The following is a 25,796-nucleotide window of genomic DNA, read 5'->3' as shown; positions in this document are numbered from 1 at the left end:
TGGGGCTGACGCGGCACTAGGTCGTGCTGTGGGGACGCCACCGGCGGTGCCGGGTGGAGTCGTCGCTGGAACGTAGCAGTTCGAGTCGGGGCCGGGGCCCGTCGGTGCGGCCGGTGGGGGGTTTGCGGTCGCCGGCCCGGAACGGGATCGGCCAGGTGACACCGGGGCCGGCGTACTCCTGTTCGGCGGCGGCGTGGAGGGTCCAGTGCGGGTCGTACAGGTGCGGTCGGCCCAGGGCGCACAGGTCGGCGCGGCCGGCCAGGATGGTGGAGTTGACGTCGTCGTGGGAGGAGATGGCGCCCACGGCGATGACGGGGACGCCGAGCTCGCGGCGGACGCGTTCGGCGTAGGGAACCTGGTAGCTGCGACCGAACGCGGGTTCCTCGTCGGGGGTGACCTGTCCGGTGGAGACGTCGATGGCGTCGGCTCCGGCCGCCACGAGGGCACGGGCGATCTCGACCGCGTCATCACCGCTGGTGCCGCCCTCGACCCAGTCGGTGGCCGAGATGCGCACGGTGAGGGGTTTGTGGTCGGGCCAGACGGCGCGGACGGCGGCGAGGACCTCCAGGGGGTAGCGGAGTCGGCCGGCCAGGTCGCCCCCGTAGGCGTCGGTGCGCCGGTTGGTGACCGGGGACAGGAACGAGGACAGCAGGTAGCCGTGGGCGCAGTGGAGTTCGAGCAGGTCGAACCCGGCGCGGTCGGCGGCCCGGGTCGCGGCGACGAAGTCGTCGCGGATGGCGTCCATCGCGGCCCGGTCCAGTTCCCGGGGCACCTGGTTGACGCCCTCCCGGTAGGACAGGGGCGAAGGGGAGACCAGGGGCCAGTTGTCGTCGGGCAGGGGCTGGTCGATGCCCTCCCACATCAGCTTGGTGGAACCCTTGCGTCCGGCGTGTCCGAGTTGCACGCCGACGCGGGCCCGGCTGTGGGTGTGCGCGAAGTCGGTGAAGCGACGCCAGGCGGTTTCGTGTTCGGGCGCGTAGAGTCCGGCGCAGCCGGGGGTGATGCGGGCGTCGGCGGACACGCACACCATCTCGGTCATGACGAGGCCGGCGCCGCCGAGCGCCTTGCCGCCCAGGTGGACGAGGTGGAAGTCACCGGGGGTGCCGTCGGTGGAGGAGTACATGTCCATGGCCGAGACCACGACCCGGTTGTCCAGCTCCATCCGGCCCAGACGGAAGGGGTGGAACATGGGCGGTCGGAGGTCGGGGGTGTCCTCGTCGGGGACCGTCTCGCCGACGATCTCCCGGGCGACCTCGCGGGCGAACCGGTCGTCGACCCGGGCGACGAACTCCGGGTCGCGCAGGCGCAGGTTGTCGTAGGTGACTCGGCGGCTGCGGGTCAGCAGGTCGAAGGCGAACGGCAGCGGGTCGGCGTCGACGTGGCGGTGGATGTCCTCGAACCACTCCAGGCTGGCCTGGGCGGCGCGTTGGGTGCTGGTCACCACGGCTCGGCGTTCGTCCTCGTAGGCGGCCAGGGCGTTCGGCACGTCGGTGTGTTCGTGCAGGCACGCGGCGAGCGCCAGGGCGTCCTCCATGGCCAGTTTGGTGCCGGATCCGATGGAGAAGTGCGCGGTGTGGGCGGCGTCGCCGAGCAGGACGATGTTGCCGTGGCGCCAGGTGCGGTTGCGGACGGTGGTGAAACGCTGCCAGCGGGAGTTGTTGGGCACCAAGCGGTGCGGGCCCAGGACGTCGGCGAACAGCTTCTCGCAGCGGGCGATGGCGTCGAGATCGCTCTCCCCCGGGGCGAGGTCGCGGTCGGTGAATCCGGCGGCGTGCCAGACGTCCTCGGCCATCTCGACGAGGAACGTGCTGGCGTCGGCCGAGTAGGGGTAGCAGTGCAGCTGCATGAGCCCGTGCGGGGTGCGCAGGGTGTGGAAGTTGAACGCGTCGAAGACCAGGTCGGTGCCCAGCCACATGAACCGGTTGGCACGGGGTTCGAGGGTGGTGCCGAATGCGTCGGCGTGGGTGGAGCGTGTGACGCTGTTCGCGCCGTCCGCGGCCACCACGAGGTCGTGTTCGGCGGCGAGTTCGGCGGCGGGCGGCGCCTCGGTGCGGGTGTGGACGCGCACCCCGAGTTCGGCGCAGCGGGCGCGCAGGATCTGTAGGAGGGCGCGACGGCCGATGGCGGCGAACCCATGCCCGCCGGAGGTGGTGACGGTGCCGTCGTGGTGGACGTCGATGTCGTCCCAACGGGCGAACTCCGCGGCGAGCCGCTCGTAGACCCGGGGGTCGGCGTGTTCGATGCCACCGAGGGTCTCGTCGGAGAGCACCACACCGAACCCGAAGGTGTCGTCGGGTGCGTTGCGTTCGTAGACGGTGATGTCGTGGGTGGCGTCGAGCTGTCGGGCCAGGGCCGCGAAGTACAGTCCCGCGGGTCCCGCACCGATACACGCGATGCGCATCGCGCCGCCTTCCTGTTCGTTGACGTCCTGGTGTGCCATCGGGAGCGCTCCGCCCCGCCCGTCGGGAAGGAGCCGCCCCACCGTCACGGGGCGCGTTCGCGCACGTTCGGTGTCACAGGGCGCCCTCCCGCAGACGGAAACGTTGGAGCTTGCCGGTGGGGGTTCGGGGCAGTTCGTCGACGAAGACCACCGAGCGCGGTGTCTTGTACGGGGAGATGCGGGAGCGCACGTGTTCGCGCAGGCGATCGGCCAGGTCGGTGTCGGCGGTCAGGCCCGCTCGCGGCACCACGTAGGCCCGCGCGACCAGGCCGCGTTCGGGGTCCCGCACCCCCACCACCGCGGCCTCCTCGACGTCGGGGGAGGTGAGCAGTGCCTCCTCCACCTCGGCGGGGGCGATGTTGTAGCCGGCGGAGACGATCATGTCGTCGCTGCGCGCCTTGTACCAGAAGTAGCCGTCCTCGTCGCGCACGTAGGTGTCCCCTGTGTGGTTCCAACCATGGCGGACGTACTCGCTCTGGCGAGGGTCGTTCAGGTAGCGGCAGCCGACGGGACCGCGGACCGCCAGGTGCCCGGGTTCGCCATCGGGGACGGGGGTGCCCTTGTCGTCCAGGATCGTGGCGGTGAATCCGGGGACGGGCCTGCCGGTGGAACCGGGGCGCATGTGGTCGTCGGTGGAGGAGATGAAGATGTGCAGCATCTCGGTGGCGCCGATACCGTCGAGCAGCCGCACGCCGGTGGCCTCGAACCACTCCTGCCAGGTGGCGGCCGGCAGATGTTCTCCGGCGGACACGCACCGGCGCAGGGTGGACAGGTCGCGGTCGCCGCGACCGGCCGCCATGGCCCGGTAGGCGGTGGGCGCGGTGAACAGGATCGTGGCGCCGCGTTCGGTGACGGCGTCCAGCAGCGCTTCGGGGCGCGGTCGTTCCAGCAGCACGGTGGCGGCCCCGGCCCGGAGCGGGAAGATCAGCAGCCCGCCGAGTCCGAAGGTGAACGCGAAGGGCGGGCTGCCCGCGAACAGGTCCTCGGGTTCGGGCTTGAGCACCTGCTCCGCATAGGTGTCGGCGATGGCGAGCACGTCGCGGTGGAAGTGCACGCATCCCTTGGGGTCGCCGGTGGTGCCGGAGGTGTAGGCGACCATGCAGGCGTCGTCGGCGGCGGTACGCACGGCGGTGAACGGGGTGGGGTGGGCGTCCACCCGTTCGGTGAGGTCGTCGGGGCCCGGTCCCCCGTACACCAGGGTCGAGGGGGCGTCCTCCCCCACCTGTCGGGAGGCCTCGGTCAGATCGTCCAGGAAACGGGCGTCGCACAGCGCGTGGGCGACGCGGGCGGAGCGCAGGATGGTGGTGAGCTCACCGGCGCGCAGCACCGGAAGGACGGTGACGACCACGCCTCCGGCCTTGAGCACGGCCAGCCAGCAGGCGGCGAGCCAGGGCGCGTTGGGTCCACGCAGCAGTACCCGCTCCCCCGGCCGCAGTCCGCGTTCCTCCACCAGGACGTGGGCGATGCGGTCCACCCGGTCCCGCAGCTCTCCGTAGGTGAGCGTTTCGTGTTCGCCCACGACGCAGCGCCGGTCGGCGCCGTGGCGGGTGATGGTGCCGTCCAGGAGTTCCTCTGCGCAGTTGAGCCGTTCCGGCACGTCCAGTGGTTCGAGGAGCGGCCACTGCTCCGGGGGCGGCAGGTGGTCGCGGGTGAAGGTGTCCTCGTACGCGCTCGGGGTCAGGGGCGGTGGGAGCGGGTGGTCGGGCGACGGAGAGTGCGACATTGCTGGACCTCCGGGGACGGGGTGCGACAGCGGGCGGCGTGTCCGTGGTGACGGCTCGGTGTCGGCGCGTTATCGGCACAGTGTCACTTACATGTGGCGGGCGATGATCTGGCGCTGGACCTCCGAGGCGCCTTCGTAGATGCGGGGGGCGCGGACCTCCCGGTACAGGTGTTCCAGGAGGTGGCCCCGGTGCAGGGCACGGGCGCCGTGCAGCTGGACCGCGGAGTCGACCACGTACTGGGCGGTCTCGGTGGCGAAGAGCTTGGCCATGGCCGCCTTGAGCGTGACCTCGGGTCCGCCGGAGTCGTACTCTTCGGCGGCCGCGTACACCAGCAGGCGGGCGGCCTCGGTCCGCGTGGCCATCTCGGCGAGCGTGTGGGCGACGGTCTGCAGAGCGTTGAGGGGACCACCGAACGCACGGCGGCTTCCGGTGTGCTCCTTGGCGGCGTCCAGGGCGGCCCGGGCCATACCGACGGCGAACGCGCCGACGCTGGGGCGGAAGAGGTCCAGGGTGCGCATGGCCACCGAGAACCCCTGGTCCGGGGCGCCGACCAGGTCGTCGGGGCCCACCTCGACCCCGTCGAAGACCAGGTGTCCCAGGGCGTGCGGGGACAGCATCTCCAGGGAGTCACCGGACAGGCCGGGGCGGTCGGCGGGGACGCAGAAGGCGGTGACGCCTCGGGAACGGGCGCCCGGGGTGGTGCGGGCGAAGACGGTGTAGAAATCGGCGTCCGGCGCGTTGGAGATCCACGTCTTCTCCCCGTGCAGGCGCCAACCGTCGCCGACCGGCTCGGCGCGCAGCTCCAGGGCCGCGGCGTCCGAGCCCGCGTCGGGTTCGGAGAGGGCGAAGGCCGCCACCGCCCGACCCGCGGCGGCCTCGGGGATCCACTTCTCACGCTGTCGGTCGGTCCCTGATTGAAGGAGGGGGTAGGTTCCCAGCCCTTGGAGGGCCAGGGCGGTCTCGGCGTGGGTGTCGACGCCGGCCAGGTGTTCGCGGAGCAGGCACAGCCGGGTGGCGGGAGCCTCGCGCAGGGGTCCGTCGTCGGCCGTGCCGGGGAACAGCGCGGGCAGCAGCCCGCTCTCGCCCAGGCTCTGGAGCAGCGCCCGGTCGACGCGCCCCGGTTCGCCGGGGGAGGTGGTGTCGAGTTCGACCGCCCGGTCGGCGACCCAGCGGGCGAACTCGTGGTCGTTGTCGTTCGGCGGGAGCGCCATGGGCGACCTCGACTCTCTGGGATACGTGATCCGCCTCACTCTGACGATGCACCCATAACGTGACGGCCGTCAAGAGAGTGATATGAAGTTACCGGGAAAACGAACGTGACGGACGTGAAAGTCCGAGCACCACAGGGGGTCGCGAACATCGGCGGCTATCGTGTTCCCATGATCCCCAACAGCGACCGAGCAACCCCGGAGACCACCACCGACGCCGACCGCGTCCTGCGCCGCCCCCGGGCCCTGATCGTGTCGTTCTTCGGCACCTACGCCCGAGACGTGGGCGGGTGGATCGGGGTGGCCGACCTGATCGCGTTGATGGCCGGACTCGACGTCGACGGTCCCTCGGTCCGCTCGGCGGTCTCCCGGCTCAAACGCCGTGGGCTGCTGGTGTCCGAACGGCTGGGCGGGGCGGCCGGCTATCGGCTCTCCGACGAGGGACGTCGCATACTCGGCGAAGGCGACCAGCGCATCTTCGGGCACCGGGTGGCCCGCGCCGAGGACGGTTGGGTCCTGATGGTGTTCTCCGTGCCCGAGTCCGAGCGTCGCCGCCGGCACGCGCTACGGACCCAGCTGACCCGGTTGGGGTTCGGCACCACGGCCGCCGGGGTGTGGATCGCCCCCGCCCACCTCACCGACCAGGCGCGCGCCACCCTGCGCGAGCTGGACCTGGAAGAGCACGCGGAACTGTTCCACGCGACCCACCTGGATTTTCGCGACCTGACGACGTCCGTGGCGCGTTGGTGGGACCTTCCCGCGCTACAGGCGATGTACCGGGGCTTCCTCGACGAACACGAGCCGGTGCTGACCGCCTGGCGACGCCGGGGCACACGTCCGGAGCAGGGCCCGGAGCAGCGGGCGACGGCCTTCGCCGACCACCTGCGCGCGGTCGACTCCTGGCGAAGGCTGCCGTTCCTCGACCCGGGGCTGCCGCCCGAGCTGCTGCCCGACCGGTGGGCGGGCAGCAGGGCCGCGCGTGTCTTCTTCGACCTGCACGCCCTGCTGCGCGAACCCGCCCTGGAGCACGTGCGTACCACCGTCGCCCCCGGCGGTTGACGGCGGCGACAAGCGAACACCGCCTATTCGGTCGGTCCCGGGATGACGGCGTCGCAGACCAGCTCCAACAAGGCGCCGGGTTCGAACAACTCGGCCACGCCGAACAGCGCGACGGCCGGGTAGTGACGCCCCATGTGGGCGCGGTAGACCCGGCCCAGCTCCCGTCCCGAGACCCGATAACCGGGCACGTCGGTGGTGTACACGCACAGACGGACCAGGTGTTCGGGTGAGCCTCCACAGGCTCGCAGGGCGGTGACGACATTGGCCAGGGCGCCGTCGAACTGGTCGACCAGGGACTCGGCGGCCAGGCGCCCGTCGGGCCCGGAGGCGATCTGGCCCGCCAGGTGGACCAGGCGTCCCGGCGCGGGGACCACCGCGTGGGAGAAGCCCGGGTTGGGCCCGAGTTCGGGCGGGTTGACCAGCGTGTGCGGGGTGGGCGGCAGGTGCACGGGTTCCACTCAGCGTCCCTTCCATTGGGGGGTGCGGCGACCGGTGAAGGCGGCGTGGAACTCGGCGTAGTCCTCGCTGCGCATGAGCAACGCCTGGGTCATGGACTCCAGTTCGATGGCCCCGGACAGGCTCATGTCGAGCTCCCGGGACAGCAGGGCCTTGGTCTGGGCGTGGGCGAAGGAGGGTCCCCGCGCCAGACGTCCGGCGAGCCGTTCCACGGCGGTGTCGAGCCCATCGTCCTCCACCAGTTCGCTCACCAGACCGATCCGTTCGGCCTCATCCGACTCGACGGTGTCGCCGAGCATGAGGATGCGCGTGGCGTTGCCCAGGCCGACCATGCGGGGCAACAGATAGGCGGCGCCCATGTCGGCCCCGGACAGCCCCACCTTGGTGAACAGGAACGCGAAGCGGGCCGAGCGGGCCACCACCCGGAAGTCGGAGGCCAGGGCCAGCACCGCGCCGGCGCCGGCGGCCATCCCCTGGATCCCGGCGACCACGGGGATCGGGCATTCGCGCATCGCCCGGATCACCTCCCCCGTCATGCGGGTGAAGGCGAGGAGTTCGTCGGGGGCCATCTCCAGGGTGCGGCCGATGATCTCGTCGACGTCGCCACCGGAGCAGAAGGCACGGCCCTCGCCGCGCAGGACCAGCACGCGGGTGTCGTCGCGGTGCGGTAGTTCCAGCAACAGGTCCCGCAGATCGGCGTAGGCCTCGAAGGTGAGGGCGTTGAGCCGGTCCGGGCGGTTCAGGGTGACGGTGGTGACCCCGTCGACCTGTTCCAGGTCGAAGTGGTCCCACCGATCGGTGAGCGGCACTGAGCCGCGAAAGGCGCTCATCGTTGTGTGTCTCCTCCATCCAGGGTGAGGGACTGGCCGTTGACCGCCCCGGCCAGGGGGCTCGCCAGGTAGGTGACGGCGGCCGCCACCTCCTCGGGTTCGATGAGCCGGCCCAGGGGCGTGGACTCGGCGAGGGCGCGTTCGGCACGTTCGGGGTCGCGTCCGGTGCGTTCGGCGATGCGGGCCACCGAGTGTTCGGTCATGGGGGTGCGCACGAAGGAGGGACACACCGCGTTGACGGTCACGCCGGTGCCGGCGACCTCGTCGGCCACGGAACGGGCCAGGCCGAGGACGGCGTGCTTGGCGGCCGCGTAGGCGACGGTGTAACGGGTTCCGGTGTGCGCGGAGGTGGACGCGACGAAGACCACGCGCCCGTGGTCGCGTTCGAGCATGCCGGGCAGCAGGGCACGGGTCGGCAGGAACGCGGAGGTGGCGTTGGCGTCGATGTGGTGTCGCCACAGGTCGAGGTCGGTGTCGCGCAGTCGTGCGCTGTGCGCGGCGCCGGCGTTGTTGACCAGTACGGATACGGGGCCGAGCGCATCGGCCAGTTCGGACACGGCGGCCTCGTCGGTGAGGTCGCAGGCGTGGGTGGTGACGGGGTGTCCCCGTTCCCGAGCGTCGTCGACGAGCGCTGCGAGGCGGTGGGGGTCACGGCCGAGGGCGACCACCTCGTGTCCGGCCTCGGCGAGCGCGAACACGACGGCCCGTCCGATGCCACCGGAGCCGCCGGAGACCACGGCGAGCCGTTGGGAGTCAGCCATGGCGCGAACATATCACTCGACCATGACCGTCGTCACGGGTACGACATAAACCGGAATACCGGAGAGAGGAGCCACGCGTCCCGGCGTCGCGACCCGAAGACATGGGGCGAAGGCACGGACCGGAAGCACGGACCGGAGGCATAACGACGGCAGCGCCGACGGCCGGTGGCCGTCGGCGCTGCCGTGATCCGCTTCCGTTCGAGCACCGACGAAAGTCGCGCTGGCCCGGGACGAGCAGGAGTTCCCGGTTCCGTGCCAGTCGGGGTTCGCCCGTGCGAACCCCGACTGACGCGGTGTTAGAAGGCGGGACCGGCCTCGATGGCCGCGTCCACGGTCTCGGTGCGGGCTTCCTCGACCTGGTCCTCCAGGTCGGCCTCGTGGGCCTCGAACTCGGCGGTCACCTCGGCGGCCAGCGCGCGCATGGCGACCTCCTCGGTGACGATGCCGCCGCGGACCCGGTTGGCGTCGCCGATCTGGGCGGTCGGGCTGTTGTCGGTGGCCACCAGGTCGCCGCCGACGATGTTGTTGTCGATGTAGGCGCCACCGGAGATGCCGGTGACGGACAGGTCGCCGTCGACGTAGTTGACCGAGGCGCAGAAGCCGTCGGTCTCACCGTCGCCGACCGCGACCGGGCCGGAGCTGTCGCTGTAGGTGGCGTTGCCCAGGACCTCGCTGTCGCACAGGATTCCACCGGAGGCGGAGCCGTTGACGGTGAGGTCGCCGCGGACGACGCTGTCGTAGATGTCGGCGTAGACGACGCCGTCGGCGTTCACGCCGTCGGCGATGCGGCCGCCGTTGACGTAGAGCTCACCGGTGGTGGCGTCCACGGACGCGGCGGAGGCACCGACCACGTAGACGAAACCGTCGTTGGCGGAGCCTTCGGCGGCCTGGGCCCGCAGGGTGGCGACCGAGGTGCCGTCCTCCAGGTAGGTGCCGTAGGAACCGGAGTTGACCACGTCGCCGTCGACCGAGGTGTCGGAGGCGTCGAAGTAGGCGTCGCTGTCGACGGACACCTCACCCTCGATCGCGCCGGAGATGATGTGGAGGTTGGCGTTCTCCTCGACGGTGACGTCGCCCTGGATGACGGTGCCGTCCAGGAAGCAGCTCGCACCCGAGGGGACCTTCAGGTCGGTCGGCAGGGTGATCTCACCGCCGTGACCGGAGCACAGGGTGACCAGATCGGCCTGGGCGGGGGCGGCGATGAGGGTGACGCCGCCGATCGCCAGAGCCGCGGTCGCGGTGGACGCGGCGATCTTACTCCCGAGCTTCATGCGGGGGATTTCCTTTCGTCGTGACCGGTGGGGGCCGGACGCTCCTGATTCGAGTGCGGGAAGAGCGCCGTGTGACACCACAGTGAAAGTACCGATCAGCGACCGCTTTGGGAATACTTGTCCGAGGAAGATTCGCTTCCCTCCAGGTATCGACAAAGGAAACAGCCGAGGTGAGGCACGTGACGGTCATGGCACGTGTGCCCACGGGGGCAGGGGATCACCACGGTGACGCGGGAGCGGAAAAGGGCCGCCCGGTTCCCCGGACGACCCTTCCCCGACGTGCCACGACGCCCGTCGCGTGATCACTTCAGGTGGCCGTCACCGGTGACCACGTACTTGGTCGATGTCATTTCGGTGAGGCCCATCGGACCCCTGGCATGCAGTTTCTGGGTGGAAATACCGATTTCCGCACCGAATCCGAACTCGCCACCGTCCGTGAAACGGGTGGAGGCGTTCACCATCACCGCGGCCGAGTCCACTCGGGCCACGAAGTACCGGGAGGTGGCGAGCGAGTCGGTGATGATGGCCTCGGTGTGCTGGGTGGAGTACCTGCGGATGTGTCGCAACGCCGCGTCGACGTCGGGCACCACCCGCACTGCCAGGTCCATGGCCAGGTACTCGGTTCCCCAGTCCTCCTCCGTGGCCTCGACCACCGTAGCCTCGGTCGGGTGGGCCGCGGCGATCTCCAGTACCCGGGGGTCGCCGTGCACGGTCACACCCGCCGCGGCCAGGGACTCCAGCACCCGCGGCACGAAGGCGTCGGCGACCGCCTCGTGCACCAGGAGCGTCTCCGCGGAGTTGCACACCGAGCAGCGCTGCGCCTTGGCGTTGGTGGCGATGGCCACCGCCTTGTCCAGGTCGGCGTCGGCGTCCACGTACACGTGGCACAGGCCCTCGCCGGTCTCGATCACCGGAACGCTGGAGTCGCGCACCACGGCCTGGATGAGCGAGCCGCCGCCGCGCGGGATGAGCACGTCGACCAGGCCACGCGCGCGCATCAGCGCGGTGGAGGACTCACGGGTGCGCCCTGGGACCAACTGGATCGCGTCGACCGGCACCTCGGTGCCCTTCAGCGCGTCCCGCAGCACCCGCACGATGGCGGTGTTGGAGCTGTAGGCGGAGGACGATCCCCGCAGCAGCGCGGCGTTCCCGCTCTTCAGGCACAGTGCGGCGGCGTCGACGGTGACGTTGGGCCTGCCCTCGTAGATGATCCCGATGACACCCAGCGGCACACGGATCTGCCGTAGGTCCAGACCGTTGGGGAGCACCCCGCCGCGCACCGACTCGCCCACCGGGTCCGGCAGCTCGACGATCTCGCGCACGGCGTCGGCGATGGCCTCGATCCGCCGTGGGGTGAGGGTGAGCCGGTCGATCATGGCCGGGCTGGTGCCCTCGGCGCGGGCGCGCTCGACGTCCTCGGCGTTGGCCGCGACGATCTCGTCGGCCCGCTTGACCAGGGTGTCGGCGATCGCGGTCAGGGCGGCGTCCTTGGCCGCTCTGCTGAGCGTGGCGAGGTCGACGGCCGCGTCCTTGCCGCGTCGGGCTACGGCGTGGACCTCACGCTCGATGTCACTGTTGACTGTCATCTTCTGGCTTCCTTGCTCGGGAGGCCGCCCCGGCCGGTGGCGCCTGCGGCGTCGAAGGGCACCGTCGCCGGAGGGATTCCTTCCAGCGTATAGCGCCCGCTCGACCACCGCGGGAGTTGTCCACAGGCCGAGACGGTCCCGGGGTCGGAAGGGGTCAGCGCCAGCCGTAGCGGTCGCGCAGAACGGCGGCGACCTTCCAGAAGATGCCCTCGTCCATCACGGCGGCCTCGCGGCGGATGTCGTCCTCGTCGAACTCGAAGAGGCGGTCCACTCGCAGGTAGGAGTCGCGGCCCTCACGGTCCCAGGGGCCGGAGCCGATGGGCAGCCAGTCCTGGCGCTCGTGCTCGTCGGGGCGCTGGGAGGAGAGCATGAGGCCGTGCAGGTGACGGCCCTTGCGGCCGACCACCAGCATGGGTCGGTCCTTGCCTTGGGAGGCGTCCTCCTCGAAGGGCACCCAGGTCCACACGATCTCGCCGGCGTCGGCGAGCCCGTCCTTCTCCGGGGCGTAGACGAGCTTGGTGGCGTTGCGTCCGGTGGGGACCTCGCGGACGGCGCCCTCGTGCGGGTGGGAGTCACTGTGCTGTGTCGTGTGTTGGCTCACGCACCGCATCCTAGGGGCGGTTCGGGGCGGGCATGGTCACTCGGGTGGGTCCAGGTCGAGCAGGGCACGGAGCGCGCGGACGCAGTGGTCGGTCTCCTCGGCGAGCGCGCCCTCGCGCACCGGGGTCCGGTTCAGGGCGCGGTCCTCCACGTAGGCGGTCCAGGACCGGGTGGTGGGCGCGTGGACCTCGGACAGGTCCAGCAGGGCGCGTACGCGCTCCCCCATGGACGCGCGCAGGTCGGCGACGAGCGCGCCGTCGAGGGTGACCGGACCGCCGCCGAAGACCAAGGCCAGGTACGAGTCGCGTCTGCGCTCCACCTGTTCGAGGTAGCGCTCCACGAACTGCGCCACCGCGGCCCAGGGCTCCAGTCCCTCGTCGGGTGCGGTGTTGCGCAGTACCCGTCTGGCCGCCGCCGCGACGACTGCCTCGTGGAAGGCGGTCTTGTTGGGGAAGTAGTGGAACAGCAGCCCCCGGGAGATCCCGGCCTCCTTGGCGACCTCGTCGATCGCCAGTTCCTGGATGGGCCGTTCCACCAGCATCCGAAGGCCGATCCCGACCAGTTGGCGCCTGCGTTCGTCCTGGGTCATCCGCGTCCGCCGCGGTGCTTCCTCGCGCACGCTATTGAGCATTGCTCAACCAGATCGTAGTGTCAACGCCATGGACTTCGCACCCTCCGCGCGCGCCACCGACCCCATCCCTCGGGTACACGCGTTCATCGAGCCCGAGATCGACCCCGCCGATGCGCACCGCGGGGTCGTCACCCGCCTGGAACCGATGAAGCACGGAGCCCAGAGATGACCGCCCCCACCGGAACCGGCCGCAGGGTCCTGGTCACCGGCGGTGCCTCCGGGCTGGGCGCCGCCCTGGTCACGACCCTCACCGCCCGCGGCGATCGGGTGATCGCCGCCGACCTGGCCGAGACCGCTCCCGACGGGCTGCCCGCCGGCGCCGAATACCTGCGTCTGGACGTGACCTCCGACGACGACTGGGCTGCCGCCCTCGCCCACGTGGAGGAGCGCTGGGACGGCCTCGACATGCTCGTGAACAACGCGGGCGTCGCCGCGGGCGGGCGCATCGACTTCCTCACCATGGACGACTGGCGGTGGATCACCGAGATCAACCTGTTCGGCGCGGTCCGGGGATGCCGCACTTTCACCCCGCTGTTCAAGCGACAGGGCTCGGGACACATCGTCAACACCGCCTCCATGGCGGGGCTCGTCCACCCGCCGACGATGAGCTCCTACAACGCGGTCAAGGCCGCCGTGGTGGCGCTCAGCGAGACCCTCCAGCACGAACTCGCTCCGTACGGCGTGACCACCTCGGTGGTGTGCCCGTCGTTCTTCCGCACCAACCTCGCCTCCTCCCTCAGGGGCGGCGACCCGGCCGTGGAGGCCTCGGCGACCAAGCTGATCAACGGATCGAAGCTGAGCGCGGACGACATCGCCGCCCGGGTCGTCAAGGGCATCGACCGGGGCAGGCCCCTCATCCTGACCGACCGGGACGGGCGCGTCGCCCTGCGCGCCAAGCGCCTGCTGCGCCCCCTGTACGACCGCACGATGCGCCGCGTGGCCGAAGGCGTCCGCCGCCGCGTCGAACGGGATCAGACGAACCCCACGGAGAAGCACGCATGAGCAAGGGAACGATCATCATCACCGGGGCCTCGGCGGGCCTGGGCGCCGAGATGGCGCGTCAGTTCGCCGCCCTCGGCTACGACCTGGGACTGAGCGCCAGACGCACGGACCGGTTGGAGGCGCTGCGGGAGCAGATCGTCAGCGCGCACCCCGACCGTCGCGTGGTGCTCAAGGCCTTGGACGTCACCGACGACGAAGCCGTGTTCCGGGTCTTCGAGGAGATCGCGGCCGACTTCGGCACGGTGGACCGGGTGATCGTCAACGCCGGGCTGGGCAAGGGCGCGGCGTTGGGCAAGGGGCGCTACGACGCCAACCGTCAGACCGCCGTGACCAACTTCCTGGGGGCCCTGGCCCAGGCGGAGGCGGCCATGAAGATCTTCCGGGCCCAAAGCCGCGGCCACCTGGTGATGATCTCCTCGATGTCGGCGCTGCGCGGCATGCGCAAGGCCATGACGGTCTACGCCGCCACCAAGGCGGGCGTGGCCGCCATCGCCGAGGGTCTGCGCTCGGAGCGGGTCCCCGGTCTGGACGTGTCGGTGATCTACCCGGGCTACATCCGCTCGGAGATGAACGAGCACGTCCGGCAGAAGACCCGCTTCATGGTGGACACCGAGGTGGGTGTGCGTTCCATGGTGGCCGCCATCGAGAAGCGCAAGGTCAAGGCGTACGTCCCGGCGTGGCCGTGGGTGCCGATCGGGTTCGCGATGAAGCGCCTGCCCCTGTCCGTGGTCAGGAAGCTGTCGTGAGCGACGCCGAGGGATGATCCGTCGAACCGGACGTTGAGCCGCCCCGGCCTCGGGACCGGGGCGGTCTCACAGTTCCTCGACGGTCCGCATGATCCGGGCCCGCGCCTGGCCCCCTTCGGGGATCGGGAGCAACGGGTGGATGTGGACGGCGCCCTCCTCCTCGAACAGATGCACCTCTCCCCCGGCCCGGGTCACCTGGTCGTACATCCGGCGGGTGTCGGGCCAGAGCAGGTCGCGGGTGCCGATGTACAGGTCCATGGGCGGCAGACCGGCCATCGGCCCGTAGATGGGGCTCAGGCGGGGTTCGGTCAGGTCATCGCCGCCCGCCCACTCCTTGGCCGCCTCCATGAGCCCGACCGGGTTGAGCCAGGGGTCCGCGCCCTCGACCTCCAGGATGTCGGGGTTGGACATCGTCAGGTCGAGCCACGGAGAGATCAGGACCAGACGCGCCGGCTCGGGCAGGTCGACCTCCGGCAGTGTCTGGGCCAGGGCGAGGGCGAGCCCGCCGCCGGCGGAGTCCCCGGCCAGTAACGTGCGCGCCGGATCGACGTCCGCCATCAGTTCCCGGTACACCTCGTGCAGGAACCCGAAGGCCTCCCGGTAGGTGTGTTCGGGGGCCAGCCCGTAGATCGGCACCTCCACCCGACACCCGGCGTCGACCATGCGGGAGATCAGGACCCCGTGCCACCCGGAGATCTCGCTGACATAGGTACCTCCGTGCAGGTACAGCACGGCCTTCTCGGGTTCCCTGACGTCACGGGGCCGCACGGTGAAGGTGGAGAAGCCACCGACCTGCCGACGCGTGATCCAGTGCCGGCGGGTGAGCCAGAGCGGAGGGGACGGCTCGTCCTTGGGCTCGTGCATCCACTCACGAGCGCCCTCCACCGACCCCATGGGGCCCTTGCGTACCACCCGTAGCCCCAACGACAACAGGTGGGTCACCAGACTCGACATGGGAGTCACCCTCCTCAGGACGTTCCGCCCCAAAGCCTTTCACGGACCGGCGCCGACACCCCGGGAAGGGCGCACTCGGCGCGGAGAGATCTCGGACACTTCGGGCCGCCTCGTCAGAGCAGGACGAGGTCGTCGCGGTGGACCAGCTCCCGCTCGTAGGTGGGGCCCATCTCGCGGGCCAACCACCGGGTGGAACGGCCCATCAGGTCGGGGACCTCGGCGGCATCGTAGTTGACCAACCCTCGTGCGACCACCGTGCCCGACTCGTCACGCAGGTCCACCGGATCACCCGCGCTGAACTCGCCGTGCACCTTCACCACCCCGGCGGGCAACAGCGACGCCTTCTCCTCGACCACCGCCCTCACCGCCCCCGGGTCCAGGACCAGGCTCCCCCGGCCCGCGGTGGCGTGCGCCAACCACAACTGTCGAGCGGAGGGTCGGCGGCCGTCGGCCGGGGCGAAGAACGTACCCACCCTCTCCCCCGCCAAGGCGTCCCGAGCGTTGGCCGCCGAGGTCAGCACGGTGTGCACGCCGGCCTCGGTGGCGATACGCGCCGAGTCCACCTTGGTGACCATGCCACCGGTGCCCACACCACGTTTGCCGGTGCTGCCGATGTCGATGCCGTCGAGATCGGTGGAGCCCCGGACCAGGCGCACCACCGAGGTGCCCTCGTCGGCCGGGTTGCCGTCGTAGAGGGCGTCCACGTCCGAGAGCAACACCAGTGCGTCGGCGCGCATCAGGTGGGCGACCAGGGCCGCCAGGCGGTCGTTGTCACCGAACCGGATCTCGTGGGTGGCCACGGTGTCGTTCTCGTTGACGATCGGCACGGCGCCGATGTCCAGCAGGCGGCGCAGCGTGCGCTGGGAGTTGCGGTGCTGAACGCGCCGCATCATGTCCTCGACGGTGAGCAGGACCTGGGCGGCGGTGAGGCCGTGCCCGGCGAGTTCGGCGGTGTAGGAGGCCACCAGCAGCCCTTGACCGACACTGGCGGCGGCCTGCTGGGAAGCCAGGTCACGAGGGCGCCGGACCATACCCAACGGGGTCATGCCGGCCGCGACCGCACCGGAGGAGACCAGGATCACCTCCTGGCCGAGGGCGCGGCGCGCCGCCACCACCTCGACCAAGTCCCGGATACGGCCGGCGTCGATGAGTCCGTCGGGGGTCGTCAGTGAGGAGGACCCCACCTTGACCACGACTCTGCGGGCCTCGGCCACGGAACGGCGACCGGCCGCCTCCAAGGGTTCGATGTACTGGTGTCGGGTGTCTGCGCTGTGCACCACGAGGAGCTTTCCATCCGTGGCACGGCGCCCGGACGGGCGCCGTGCGCGTACCTGTGTGGGTTCGGCTGGTATGGAGCGGCCGGTCCCCGCGCGGGTCAGCCCAGCCGGGCGTCGGTTCCGCGCGGGCCCGACGGGACGGCCTCCGCGTCGAGCGAGTCGTCCCAGTCGAAGACCACCGAGTCCTCTTCGGTGCCGATGCGCACCTCGGCTCCCTGGGTGGCACCGGCCTTGGCCAGGGCCTCCTCGATACCGAGCTTGTTGAGTCGTTCGGAGAGGTAGCCGACGGCCTCGTCGTTGGAGAAGTCGGTCTGACGCACCCAGCGGGCCGGCTTGTCGCCGCGTACCCGGAAGACGTTGTCGCCCAGCGGGACCACCTCGAAGGGGGTGTCGCCGATGAGCTTGGGACGCAGCACGATGCGGGTGGGTTCGGCCACCGGCTCGTTCTTCCGGGCGGTGGCGACCTGCTCCCCGAGCGCGTAGGAGAGTTCGCGCAGGCCCTCACGGGAGGCCGCGGACAGCTCCATGACCTTGTAGCCGCGCTCCTCCAGCGTGGGACGGACCATGTCGGCGAGCTCGCGGGCGTCGGGTACGTCCACCTTGTTCAGGGCGACCACGCGCGGACGGTCGGACAGGTCGACACCGACCTGCTCCCCGTAGGCGGCCAGTTCGGCCTCCAAGGCCTCCAGGTCGCTGACCGGGTCGCGGCCGGGCTCGAAGGTGGCGCAGTCCAAGACGTGCAGCAGGGTGGAGCAACGCTCGATGTGACGCAGGAACTCCAGGCCCAGCCCCTTGCCGTCGCTGGCACCGGGGATGAGTCCGGGCACGTCGGCGACGACGTACTGGACGGAACCCGCCTCGACCACGCCCAGGTTCGGGATGAGGGTGGTGAACGGGTAGTCGGCGATCTTGGGCCGGGCCGCGGACATGGCGGCGATCAGCGAGGACTTTCCCGCGCTGGGGAAGCCCACCAGACCCACGTCGGCGATGGTCTTCATCTCCAGACGCACATCGACGTCCTGGCCCTCCTCGCCCTTGAGGGCGAAGCCGGGGGCCTTGCGCTTCTTGGAGGACAACGCGGCGTTGCCGAGACCGCCGTTGCCGCCCTGGGCCAACAACAGACGGGTGCCGTGACCCACCAGGTCGGCGATGACCTCACCGTCCGTCCTGGTGACCACGGTGCCCTCGGGCACGAACAGGACCATGTGCTCGCCGTTGGCGCCGGCCCGGTGACCACCCTGGCCGGGCGTTCCGTTCTGGGCCGTGCGGTGCGGCCTGCGCTGGTAGTCCAGCAGGGTCGCGGTCTGGGCGTCGACCTCCAGGATGACGTCGCCGCCCCGGCCGCCGTTGCCGCCGTCCGGCCCACCCAGCGGTTTGAACTTCTCACGGTGCACGGAGGCGCAGCCATGCCCGCCGTTCCCGGCCTTGACGTGCAAGACCGCCTCGTCGACGAAGTCAGGCATTGCTCTCCCCGTAGCTCATGGGCCACCGCCTCCTGGCGGAGCCGTAATACGACGTGCCACTCGCGCGATGCGCGCCGGTCCTCGAAGGGACTCTCCAGTGACAACGCCAAGGGCGGGCCAGTGTTCCCTGGCCCGCCCCGAAGAAACCGTCGTCGCGGCGCAGCCTAGACGGCGGCCGGAACGATGTTCACGGCCTTGCGACCGCGGAAGTTCCCGAACTTGACTTCACCCTCGACCAGTGCGAACAGCGTGTCATCGCCACCGCGACCGACGTTGGCGCCGGGGTGGAACTTGGTGCCACGCTGGCGGATGAGGATCTCACCGGCGGAGACGGACTGGCCACCGAAGCGCTTCACGCCGAGGCGCTTGGCATTCGAATCGCGACCGTTCTTGGTGGACGAAGCGCCCTTCTTGCTTGCCATTTCTCCAGGCCTCCTACTTCGCCGCGATACCGGTAACGCGCACCTGGGTGTGCTTCTGACGGTGACCCTGGCGCTTCTTGTAACCGGTCTTGTTCTTGTACTTCATGATGTTGATCTTGGGGCCCTTGGTCTCACCGAGGACCTCGGCGGTGACCGAGTAGCCGCTCAGCTTGTCCAGCTCGCTGACGACATTGTCACCGTCGACCACAAGGATGGGCTGCCACGTGAGGGTGGCACCGGTCTCATCGGAGACCCTGTCGATGTTCAGGACGTCGTCGACAGACACCTTCTCCTGTCGGCCGCCCGCTCGCACGATCGCGTACACCGGGGAACTCTCTTCCTGCTCGCTCAACGAATAATGCGCTCACTCATGACCGTGATGCCACGATCCACGAATCGCCTGTAGCGGGGCGCGGGGATCTGAGGGAAACAAACCCACCTGGTGGAGAGCACTGCGGTCTCGGGGCGCGCGAACACTTGGGGCGCGCCGACGCACCGTCCATCAGATTACCATCGCCCTGGTACGGACCCGCACAGTAGGTCCGGTCCGAACCCGGTCGTTACCGGGTCCGGACCGCGATTTCGTCCCGCCTGGTCCTCAGCCCGCGTCGACGGAGGAACCACCGGTCGGTGAGGTCACCGCCGTCTTGGTCCGCCGGGTACGACGGCGCTTGGGACGTTCGGTGGTGCCTTCGGCGTCACCGTCGGCGGGGGTCTGTCCGGCGTCGGCCGAGTCGGACTCGTCACCGTCCGCCTTCGCCTGCTCACCCTCACCGCTGTCGGCCTCGGCGGCCTTGCGGGTGGTGGTGCGCCGACGGGTCCTCTTGGCGGGGGCCTCCTCGACCGGGGTCTCCGCGGTCTCCGAAGAAGCCTCCGCCGCCGCGGGGGCGGCGTCGGCCGCCTGGGCCGCCTCCACCGTCTCCTCGGCCGCCTTCTTCGCCCTGGAGGGGCGCTTGCGGGTCCGCTTGGCGGGGGCCTCCTCCGCCGATCCGTCGGAGCCCTCGGCGCCGCCCTCGTCGGCGTTCACGGTCGGCTCAGCGGCCGCTTCCGCCATGTCGGCCTGAGCGCTCGTGGAAGCCTTGTCAGTGCCCTTGCGACTCCGGGTCCTCTTGGCGGGCTTGTCGTCCTGCTCCGCGGCGTCCTCGGCGATCTCAGCGGCCCGGCCGCCCTGATCGTTCTTGTCCGCGGGCTGCTCGGGCTTGTCGGACTTCTCCGCCTTGTCACCCTTGTCGGTGCTCGTGTCGGCCGCGGGCTCGGCGTCGCCCTTGCCCTTCTTCTTCTTACGACCGTTGCCGTTGCCGTTGCCGTTGCCACCACCGTTGCCGCCGCCCTTGTTCTCCACCGGTTCGGAGGAGAGCACCAGGCCACGGCCGTTGCAGTGGTCACAGTTGTGCGAGAACGCTTCGAGCAGGCCCTGGCCGACCCTCTTACGGGTCATCTGGACCAGCCCGAGCGAGGTGACCTCGGCCACCTGGTGCTTGGTGCGGTCCCGGGACAGGCACTCCAGCATCCGGCGCAACACCAGGTCGCGGTTGGACTCCAGCACCATGTCGATGAAGTCGATGACGATGATGCCGCCGATGTCGCGCAGCCGTAGCTGTCGGACGGTCTCCTCGGCCGCTTCGAGGTTGTTCTTGGTGACCGTCTCCTCAAGGTTGCCGCCCTGACCGGTGAACTTGCCGGTGTTGACGTCGACCACGGTCATGGCCTCGGTGCGGTCGATGATCAGCGAACCACCGCTGGGCAACCACACCTTGCGTTCGAGGGCCTTATTGATCTGCTCGTCGATCCGGTAGGCGGAGAAGACGTCGCCGTCCTCGGACCAGTGCGAGAGCCGCTCGGCGAGGTGGGGCGCCACGTAGTCGACGTACTCGTGGACGGTGTTCCAGGCCTCGTCTCCGGAGACGACCAGGCTGGAGAAGTCCTCGTTGAACACGTCACGGACGACCCGGATCGTCAGGTCCGGCTCGCTGTTGAGCAGGGACGGGGCGCTCGCCGACTTGGACTTGCGCTTGATGGAGTCCCACTGCTTGGTCAGGCGCGTGATGTCGCGCTCCAGCTCTTCCTCGCTGGCGCCCTCGGCCGCGGTACGCACGATCACGCCGGCGCCGGAGGGCATCACCTTCTTGAGGATCTGCTTGAGGCGGGCGCGCTCCTTGTCGGGGAGCTTGCGGCTGATACCGGTCATCGAACCACCGGGCACGTACACCAGGTAGCGGCCGGGCAGGCTGATCTGGCTGGTCAGGCGGGCGCCCTTGTGACCGACCGGGTCCTTGGTGACCTGCACCAGGACGGACTGGCCGGACTTGAGCACCGACTCGATCCGCTTGGGCTGGCCTTCCAGGCCGAAGGAGTCCCAGTTGACCTCGCCCGCGTACAGCACGGCGTTGCGGCCCTTGCCGATGTCGACGAAGGCGGCCTCCATCGACGGGAGTACGTTCTGCACCCGGCCCAGGTACACGTTTCCCACGTAGGAACGGTGCGTGGCGCGGTCGACGTAGTGCTCGACGAGGACGTCGTCCTCAAGGGTGGCGATCTGGGTGCGGTCGCCGATGCTGCGGATCACCAGGTCGCGCTTGACCGCCTCACGGCGGGCCAGGAACTCCGACTCGGTGACGATCGGGGCGCGGCGCCGGCCCTGCTCGCGGCCCTCACGGCGACGCTGCTTCTTGGCCTCCAGGCGCGTGGAGCCGCGGACCGCCTGGACCTCGTCCTCGATGGGACGTTCCTGGCGGGGCTCACGCACCTTGACCACGGTGTTGGGCGGGTCGTCCGAGGTGCTCTCACCGTTGCCGGACGAACCGGAACCGGAGCCGGAAGCGGAACCGGAACCGGAGCGGCGGCGACGCCGACGGCGCCGACGGCTGCTGCCGTGTTCGTCATCGTCGTCGGAGTCGTCATCGGAATCGGCGGACGTCTCGTCCCGCCCCTTGCCGGCCTTGGTGTCGGTGCCCCTGGTGTCCTTGTGGCGCTCTTTGGCACCGCCTTCGTCGGACTCGACGGCGTCGGTGTCCTCCGAGTCGTTCTCCTCGGGGCCTCGCGAGCGGCCGCGGCCACGGCCGCCCCGGCGACGGCGGCGACGGCTGGGGCGCTCATCGGTACCGGTCTCCTCAGCGGGGGCCTGCGCCTCCGCGTCGGAGTCGTCTCCGGTCTCCTCGTCCCTGGTCTCGACGGCCTTGCGGGCCTTGGCCGGGACGTTCTGTTGGGCGACCGGAGGCTGGAAGAGCATGCCACCGGGCGGGGAGAAGACGGCCCCCGTGGTCTCGGTGGCGCTCTGCTGTTCCTCGACCTCGTCCTCGACCTCGACCGTGTCCGGGGCGGGAGCCTCGACGGTCTTGGGCGCGCGGGTGCGCGTGCGGGAACGGGTACGACCGCGGGAGGAGCTCTCCTCGGCGTCGGCCTTGTCGCCGGCGGATCCCCTCGTGGGGGCGCTCTCTCGGGCCGAGTCGCGCGAGGTATCGTCCTCGGCCGCCGTTCGGGTGCGCCGACCACTGGTGGCGGCTGGAGCGTCCTCCGGCCGACCCGCGGCGCGGACCGTGCGCTTGCGCACCGGCGTGCGCGAGGAGGTATTGACCGTACCGCCCTCACCGGAACCGGCCGCCTTGGTACTCGGCGTGGTCGGTGGGGTGAAGACGTCCGCGGGTTCGGGGGGTGGTCCGGCCGCGCGGCGAGCGCCCTTGGCGGGCGCGGGTGTGGTCACCCGAACCCCGCCGTCCCCCGCTGGGGGCGCCACCGCCGTGTTCTCGGTTGTTTCAGTTGTAGCCGCGGTGCCGTCGGCACCGCTCTTGGGCTCGTTGTCGAGCATCCGGGCGGTCTCCCGTCAAAGTTCTCGGGCGCGCCGTCGGCCGCGTACGGTCCGACGCTGCGGCTCGCGAGAACTGTCGTCGCTGTGTCAGCGCCGGCGACACCTGAGTGTCGCCGGGGCAAAGTTCTGTGGTTTCGCCCATGTACCCCGCGTTGGAATCGCTCATAGGTGCGATCCCGTCATGGGCGATGACGGCCGTGCTGCCCGAGTGCGTCGATCGTTCGTCTCATCGTGTGCGGACCCGGTGCTCTCTGTGGTGGGAGCTTCGGGTCGGTCCGCGTCGAACGGGTCGGCGATCGCACCTGTCACCTCGTTCAGCGGCCCCTGCGCCAGCCGGGTCATCATGGGTGATGACGGCGGCGCGAAGTCGGCCACGTGGCGAAGGCCGGTCAGCACGTCGTCTGGTCGAACAGCAGGTGTCGTGTGCCGTACGACCATTCGAAGTATGGCATATGTCGTGTGTCGCTCCCCTGGGGCGCGCCCGTGGGGACCGTCGCACACGTCGATACCGAGTACAGCCGGGCGGGTGTCGAAGCGGCGTCGGCCCTTCTTCGTCATCCGTTCCACCTCGACGCTTTCGGCGGCCAGGTAGTCGGCCACCGCCTTGGCGGCGTCGTCGGGGTCGACGTCCGCCATCTCCACGCGCCATACGGAGGCCTGAAGCCGGTCGGCCAGGCCCGGTGTGCGGGCCTCGACGACCTCGAGTACGTCGATCCCGTCGGGCATGGCCGCGTCGATCGCGTCCCTGACCTGTTCGGGCCGACACTCCTGGGCCATGGTGAGCTCAAGATACTCCGCCTCGCTGGCGACCCCTGTGGGAGCCGCACCGGTGTAGGAGATCTTGGGATGTGGTGAGAAACCGGCGGAGAACGCCACGGGTAGGGAGGCCCTGCGTAGGGCTCTCTCCAGGGACCGGGCGATGTCACGGTGACTCGCGAATCGCATACGTCCACGTTTGGCGTAGCGGACACGGAGCCGTTGGCCGGGTTTGGCGGTGGAGGGTGAGGTGGTGCCCTCATGTGCGGGGGGCAGCTCAGCTCCTTTCCTCATGCCCCCTGTGTACGGGCCGTCGATGGCGACCCGAAGGGGCTGTTCCTCAGTCCTGTTCAGCGTACGGTGCGCCGTGGTGCACATGCGCCAACAGGACTACGCATACCGGTTCTTGCCCCGCTGACCTGGAATCGAAAAGTCTCGAACCGATTCCGGGCGGTCATCCGAACCGGCGTTCACCACCTGAACACGAGGGCTCGGGAAAAAAATCCAAAGAAAATCCGCAACCGATGGCAACCCATCGGAGCGCCCGGGAGTCTTACTTCACGTAGGGCCCGGCGCGAGCGGGGCGCCGGGCCCTACACCTTCCTCCCCGGGAGACTTCGGCCCCACGGAACGCGACGCGGACACGAAGGACGCGAGCACACCGCAGGGCGAAGACACCCGGAGCGCGAATTTTACTCCTTCACCCCAGGACACACCAGTGCCCTGGGGTTCTTTGTGTCCCACCAGGCGCGCACGACTCACCGCTCATGCCCCACGCGGGCGCACCGGGGTCCGGAACGGCACCCGTGCGCCCGCGTGGGCCCTCATCCGCACACGCTGGTCAGATGACGGTCAGTGGCAGCGTCGAACGGCCCTCGGCCGGGTCGTTGATCTGGATCTCGGTACCCATGCTGGGACACACCCCGCAGTCATAGCAGGGGTTCCAACGGCAGTCGTCGATCTCCAGCGAGTCCTCGCCGTGCAGGGAGTCCTGCCAGTCCTGCCAGAGCCAGGACCGGTCCAGCCCGGCGTCCAGGTGATCCCAGGGCAGGACCTCGTCCTCCTCCCGATCACGGGTGGTGAACCAAGCCAGGTCCACGCCGGTGCCGGCCAGACCGATCTCGGCCGCCTTCTCCCAACGGTCGTAGGAGAAGTGCTCACTCCACCCGTCGAAGCGGCCGCCTTCCTCCCAGGCCTGTTCCACGATCCGGCCCACGCGACGATCGCCCCGGGACAGCAGCCCCTCGATGATCGATGGTCGTCCCTCGTGGTAGCGCAGACCGATCGACTTCCCGTACTTGCGGTCGCCGCGCAACCGGTCCCTCAACTTGCGCAGCCGGGCGTCCACGTCCTCGTGGGAGGTCTGGCCGACCCACTGGAACGGCGTCTGTGGCTTGGGCACGAACCCGCCGATGGAGACCGTGCAGCGGATGTCCTTGCGTCCGGTCACCTCGCGGCCGGTCCGGATGACCTCGGTGGCCAGGTCGGCGATGGCCAGGACGTCCTCGTCCTCCTCGGTGGGCAGCCCGCACATGAAGTACAGCTTCACCTGACGCCACCCGGCCGCGTAGGCGGCGGTGACGGTGCGGATGAGGTCCTCTTCGGTGACCATCTTGTTGATCACGCGACGCATGCGCTCACTGCCGCCCTCGGGTGCGAAGGTCAGTCCGGAACGGCGGCCGTTGCGGGTGAGTTCGTTGGCCAGGTCGATGTTGAAGGCGTCGACCCGGGTGGAGGGCAGGGACAGGCCGGTGTTGGTGCCCTCGTACTCGTCGGCGAGGTTCTTGGCGATGTCGCCGATCTCGCTGTGGTCGGCGCTGGACAGGGAGAGCAGCCCGACTTCCTGGAAGCCGGAGTTGCGCACCCCCTCCTCGACCATCTTCTGGACGGTCTCCTGGTTGCGTTCGCGTACCGGCCGGGTAATCATCCCCGCCTGGCAGAAGCGGCAACCGCGGGTGCAGCCGCGGAAGATCTCCACGCTGTAGCGCTCGTGCACGGACTCGGCCGTGGGCACGATGGGCTTCTTGGGGTAGGGCCACCGGTCCAGGTCCATCACGGTGTGCTTCTGCACCGTGCCGGGTACCCCCGGACGGTTGGGCGTGTAGGCGGCGATCCGACCGTCGTCGTGGTAGGTCACGTCGTAGAAGCGGGGAACGTACACCCCACCGGTCGCGGCCATGCGGAGCAGCAGCCCATCGCGCCCGCCCGGTTCGCCCTCCTCCTTGAATTCCCGGATGATCTCGGTGACGGCCAGGGTGATCTCCTCGCCGTCGCCCAGCACCACCGCGTCCAAGAAGTCCGCGATGGGTTCGGGGTTGAAGGCCGCGTGCCCACCGGCCAGGACGATCGGGTCGGCCTCGGTGCGGTCGGTGGAGCGGCGTGGGATGTCGGCCAGGTCCAGCGCGGTGAGCATGTTGGTGTAGCCCATCTCGGTGGCGAAGCTCATCCCGAGCACGTCGAAGGCGCGCACGGGGCGGTGTCCGTCGACCGTGAAGAGCGGGACGCCGTGCTCGCGCATCAGCTTCTCCATGTCCGACCAGACGGCGTAGCCGCGTTCGGCCAGGACCCCCTCGCGTTCGTTGAGGATCTCGTACAGGATCTGCACGCCCTGGTTCGGCACGCCCACCTCGTAGGCGTCCGGGTACATCAGTGCCCAGCGGACCTGGGTGTCGTCCCACTCCTTGACCACGGAGTTGAGCTCACCGCCCACGTACTGGATCGGTTTGCTCACCCGACTCAGCAGGGGTTCGAGACGCGGAAAGAGACTTGCGACGGACATGGTGTAGGCCTTCGATCGGCGGACAT

Annotated in this window: 22 protein-coding genes; 4 read left to right on the top strand and 18 right to left on the bottom strand. The window is 70.0% G+C overall.

The features are described 5' to 3' along the window. Positions 1-16: 16 nt before the first annotated feature. The 3 genes from BQ8420_RS22555 to BQ8420_RS22545 all read right to left on the bottom strand — a co-directional run bounded on the left by BQ8420_RS22555 (position 17) and on the right by BQ8420_RS22545 (position 5,375). Entirely contained in the window at positions 17-2,401 is a 2,385-nt protein-coding gene (locus tag BQ8420_RS22555; RefSeq protein ID WP_087101242.1) for a bifunctional salicylyl-CoA 5-hydroxylase/oxidoreductase, read from the bottom strand. A gap of 112 nt (positions 2,402-2,513) precedes the next feature. After that, the gene (locus BQ8420_RS22550; protein WP_087101163.1) at positions 2,514-4,163 is read right to left on the bottom strand and encodes a benzoate-CoA ligase family protein; all 1,650 of its coding nucleotides are present in this window, start codon (positions 4,161-4,163) and stop codon (positions 2,514-2,516) included. Between the two features lie 87 nt (positions 4,164-4,250). Next, positions 4,251-5,375, bottom strand: a complete 1,125-nt coding sequence (locus BQ8420_RS22545) for an acyl-CoA dehydrogenase family protein (protein WP_087101162.1) — start codon at positions 5,373-5,375, stop codon at positions 4,251-4,253. Positions 5,376-5,543: 168 nt separating this feature from the next. On the opposite strand from BQ8420_RS22545, the gene BQ8420_RS22540 reads away from it, so the two are divergent. Beyond that, positions 5,544-6,431: a PaaX family transcriptional regulator C-terminal domain-containing protein gene (locus tag BQ8420_RS22540; protein WP_087101241.1), complete on the top strand. Its 888-nt coding sequence runs from the start codon at positions 5,544-5,546 to the stop codon at positions 6,429-6,431. Positions 6,432-6,454: 23 nt separating this feature from the next. Here BQ8420_RS22540 and BQ8420_RS22535 read toward each other — a convergent pair whose 3' ends face one another. From BQ8420_RS22535 to BQ8420_RS22505, 7 genes are all read right to left on the bottom strand, one after another. Further along, positions 6,455-6,889 carry a RidA family protein gene (locus BQ8420_RS22535; RefSeq protein ID WP_087101161.1) on the bottom strand — a complete coding sequence of 145 codons (435 nt, stop codon included), beginning with the start codon at positions 6,887-6,889 and terminating at the stop codon, positions 6,455-6,457. Then, a complete protein-coding gene (locus tag BQ8420_RS22530; RefSeq protein ID WP_087101160.1) occupies positions 6,890-7,717 on the bottom strand; it encodes an enoyl-CoA hydratase family protein in 828 nt (275 codons plus the stop codon). Then, positions 7,714-8,478: an SDR family NAD(P)-dependent oxidoreductase gene (locus BQ8420_RS22525; RefSeq protein WP_087101159.1), complete on the bottom strand. Its 765-nt coding sequence runs from the start codon at positions 8,476-8,478 to the stop codon at positions 7,714-7,716. Before BQ8420_RS22525 ends, BQ8420_RS22530 begins: the two co-directional genes overlap by 4 nt. A 296-nt stretch (positions 8,479-8,774) precedes the next feature. Next, entirely contained in the window at positions 8,775-9,749 is a 975-nt protein-coding gene (locus BQ8420_RS22520) for a hypothetical protein (RefSeq protein ID WP_087101158.1), read from the bottom strand. A 302-nt stretch (positions 9,750-10,051) separates the two neighbouring features. After that, complete coding sequence (locus BQ8420_RS22515) at positions 10,052-11,443, bottom strand: glutamate-5-semialdehyde dehydrogenase (protein ID WP_255404897.1); 1,392 nt, start codon at positions 11,441-11,443, stop codon at positions 10,052-10,054. Positions 11,444-11,489: 46 nt separating this feature from the next. Beyond that, complete coding sequence (locus BQ8420_RS22510) at positions 11,490-11,936, bottom strand: type II toxin-antitoxin system PemK/MazF family toxin (protein ID WP_087101156.1); 447 nt, start codon at positions 11,934-11,936, stop codon at positions 11,490-11,492. A gap of 36 nt (positions 11,937-11,972) precedes the next feature. Continuing rightward, positions 11,973-12,554, bottom strand: coding sequence for a TetR/AcrR family transcriptional regulator (locus tag BQ8420_RS22505; protein WP_235006426.1), 582 nt, complete (start codon positions 12,552-12,554; stop codon positions 11,973-11,975). 40 nt (positions 12,555-12,594) lie between these two features. Here BQ8420_RS22505 and BQ8420_RS32045 point away from each other — a divergent pair, with 40 nt between their 5' ends. The 3 genes from BQ8420_RS32045 to BQ8420_RS22495 are packed head-to-tail and all read left to right on the top strand — an operon-like array spanning position 12,595 to position 14,314. Further along, entirely contained in the window at positions 12,595-12,735 is a 141-nt protein-coding gene (locus BQ8420_RS32045; RefSeq protein ID WP_160049394.1) for a hypothetical protein, read from the top strand. Further along, the gene (locus BQ8420_RS22500; RefSeq protein ID WP_087101154.1) at positions 12,732-13,568 is read left to right on the top strand and encodes an SDR family NAD(P)-dependent oxidoreductase; all 837 of its coding nucleotides are present in this window, start codon (positions 12,732-12,734) and stop codon (positions 13,566-13,568) included. The genes BQ8420_RS32045 and BQ8420_RS22500 overlap by 4 nt, the downstream gene beginning before the upstream one ends. After that, positions 13,565-14,314, top strand: a complete 750-nt coding sequence (locus BQ8420_RS22495) for an SDR family oxidoreductase (protein ID WP_087101153.1) — start codon at positions 13,565-13,567, stop codon at positions 14,312-14,314. Before BQ8420_RS22500 ends, BQ8420_RS22495 begins: the two co-directional genes overlap by 4 nt. A gap of 66 nt (positions 14,315-14,380) precedes the next feature. Here the strand turns inward: BQ8420_RS22495 and BQ8420_RS22490 are convergent, their stop codons facing one another. The 8 genes from BQ8420_RS22490 to BQ8420_RS22455 form a co-directional block, all read right to left on the bottom strand. Then, entirely contained in the window at positions 14,381-15,268 is an 888-nt protein-coding gene (locus tag BQ8420_RS22490; RefSeq protein WP_200816052.1) for an alpha/beta hydrolase fold domain-containing protein, read from the bottom strand. A 113-nt stretch (positions 15,269-15,381) separates the two neighbouring features. Then, positions 15,382-16,545 (bottom strand): glutamate 5-kinase, encoded by a 1,164-nt coding sequence (gene proB / locus BQ8420_RS22485; RefSeq protein ID WP_087101239.1) that lies wholly within the window; start codon positions 16,543-16,545, stop codon positions 15,382-15,384. 98 nt (positions 16,546-16,643) lie between these two features. Then, a complete protein-coding gene (gene obgE / locus BQ8420_RS22480; protein ID WP_087101152.1) occupies positions 16,644-18,008 on the bottom strand; it encodes a GTPase ObgE in 1,365 nt (454 codons plus the stop codon). Between the two features lie 164 nt (positions 18,009-18,172). Next, on the bottom strand, positions 18,173-18,430 hold the full coding sequence (gene rpmA / locus BQ8420_RS22475; RefSeq protein WP_087101151.1) for a 50S ribosomal protein L27: 258 nt from the start codon (positions 18,428-18,430) through the stop codon (positions 18,173-18,175). Positions 18,431-18,443: 13 nt separating this feature from the next. Continuing rightward, a complete protein-coding gene (gene rplU, locus BQ8420_RS22470) occupies positions 18,444-18,755 on the bottom strand; it encodes a 50S ribosomal protein L21 (RefSeq protein ID WP_087101150.1) in 312 nt (103 codons plus the stop codon). 273 nt (positions 18,756-19,028) lie between these two features. Continuing rightward, on the bottom strand, positions 19,029-22,235 hold the full coding sequence (locus BQ8420_RS22465) for an Rne/Rng family ribonuclease (protein ID WP_087101149.1): 3,207 nt from the start codon (positions 22,233-22,235) through the stop codon (positions 19,029-19,031). A 162-nt stretch (positions 22,236-22,397) separates the two neighbouring features. Next, the gene (locus tag BQ8420_RS22460; RefSeq protein ID WP_235006431.1) at positions 22,398-23,180 is read right to left on the bottom strand and encodes a TIGR03936 family radical SAM-associated protein; all 783 of its coding nucleotides are present in this window, start codon (positions 23,178-23,180) and stop codon (positions 22,398-22,400) included. Between the two features lie 652 nt (positions 23,181-23,832). Further along, positions 23,833-25,770, bottom strand: a complete 1,938-nt coding sequence (locus BQ8420_RS22455) for a TIGR03960 family B12-binding radical SAM protein (protein ID WP_087101147.1) — start codon at positions 25,768-25,770, stop codon at positions 23,833-23,835. Between the last annotated feature and the right edge of the window lie 26 nt (positions 25,771-25,796).

It is taken from the genome of Nocardiopsis sp. JB363, from assembly GCF_900143625.1.
Classification (GTDB): domain Bacteria; phylum Actinomycetota; class Actinomycetes; order Streptosporangiales; family Streptosporangiaceae; genus Nocardiopsis.
The sequence above is the reverse complement of the archived record's forward strand: the minus strand, read 5'-3'. Positions and strand labels throughout refer to the sequence as shown.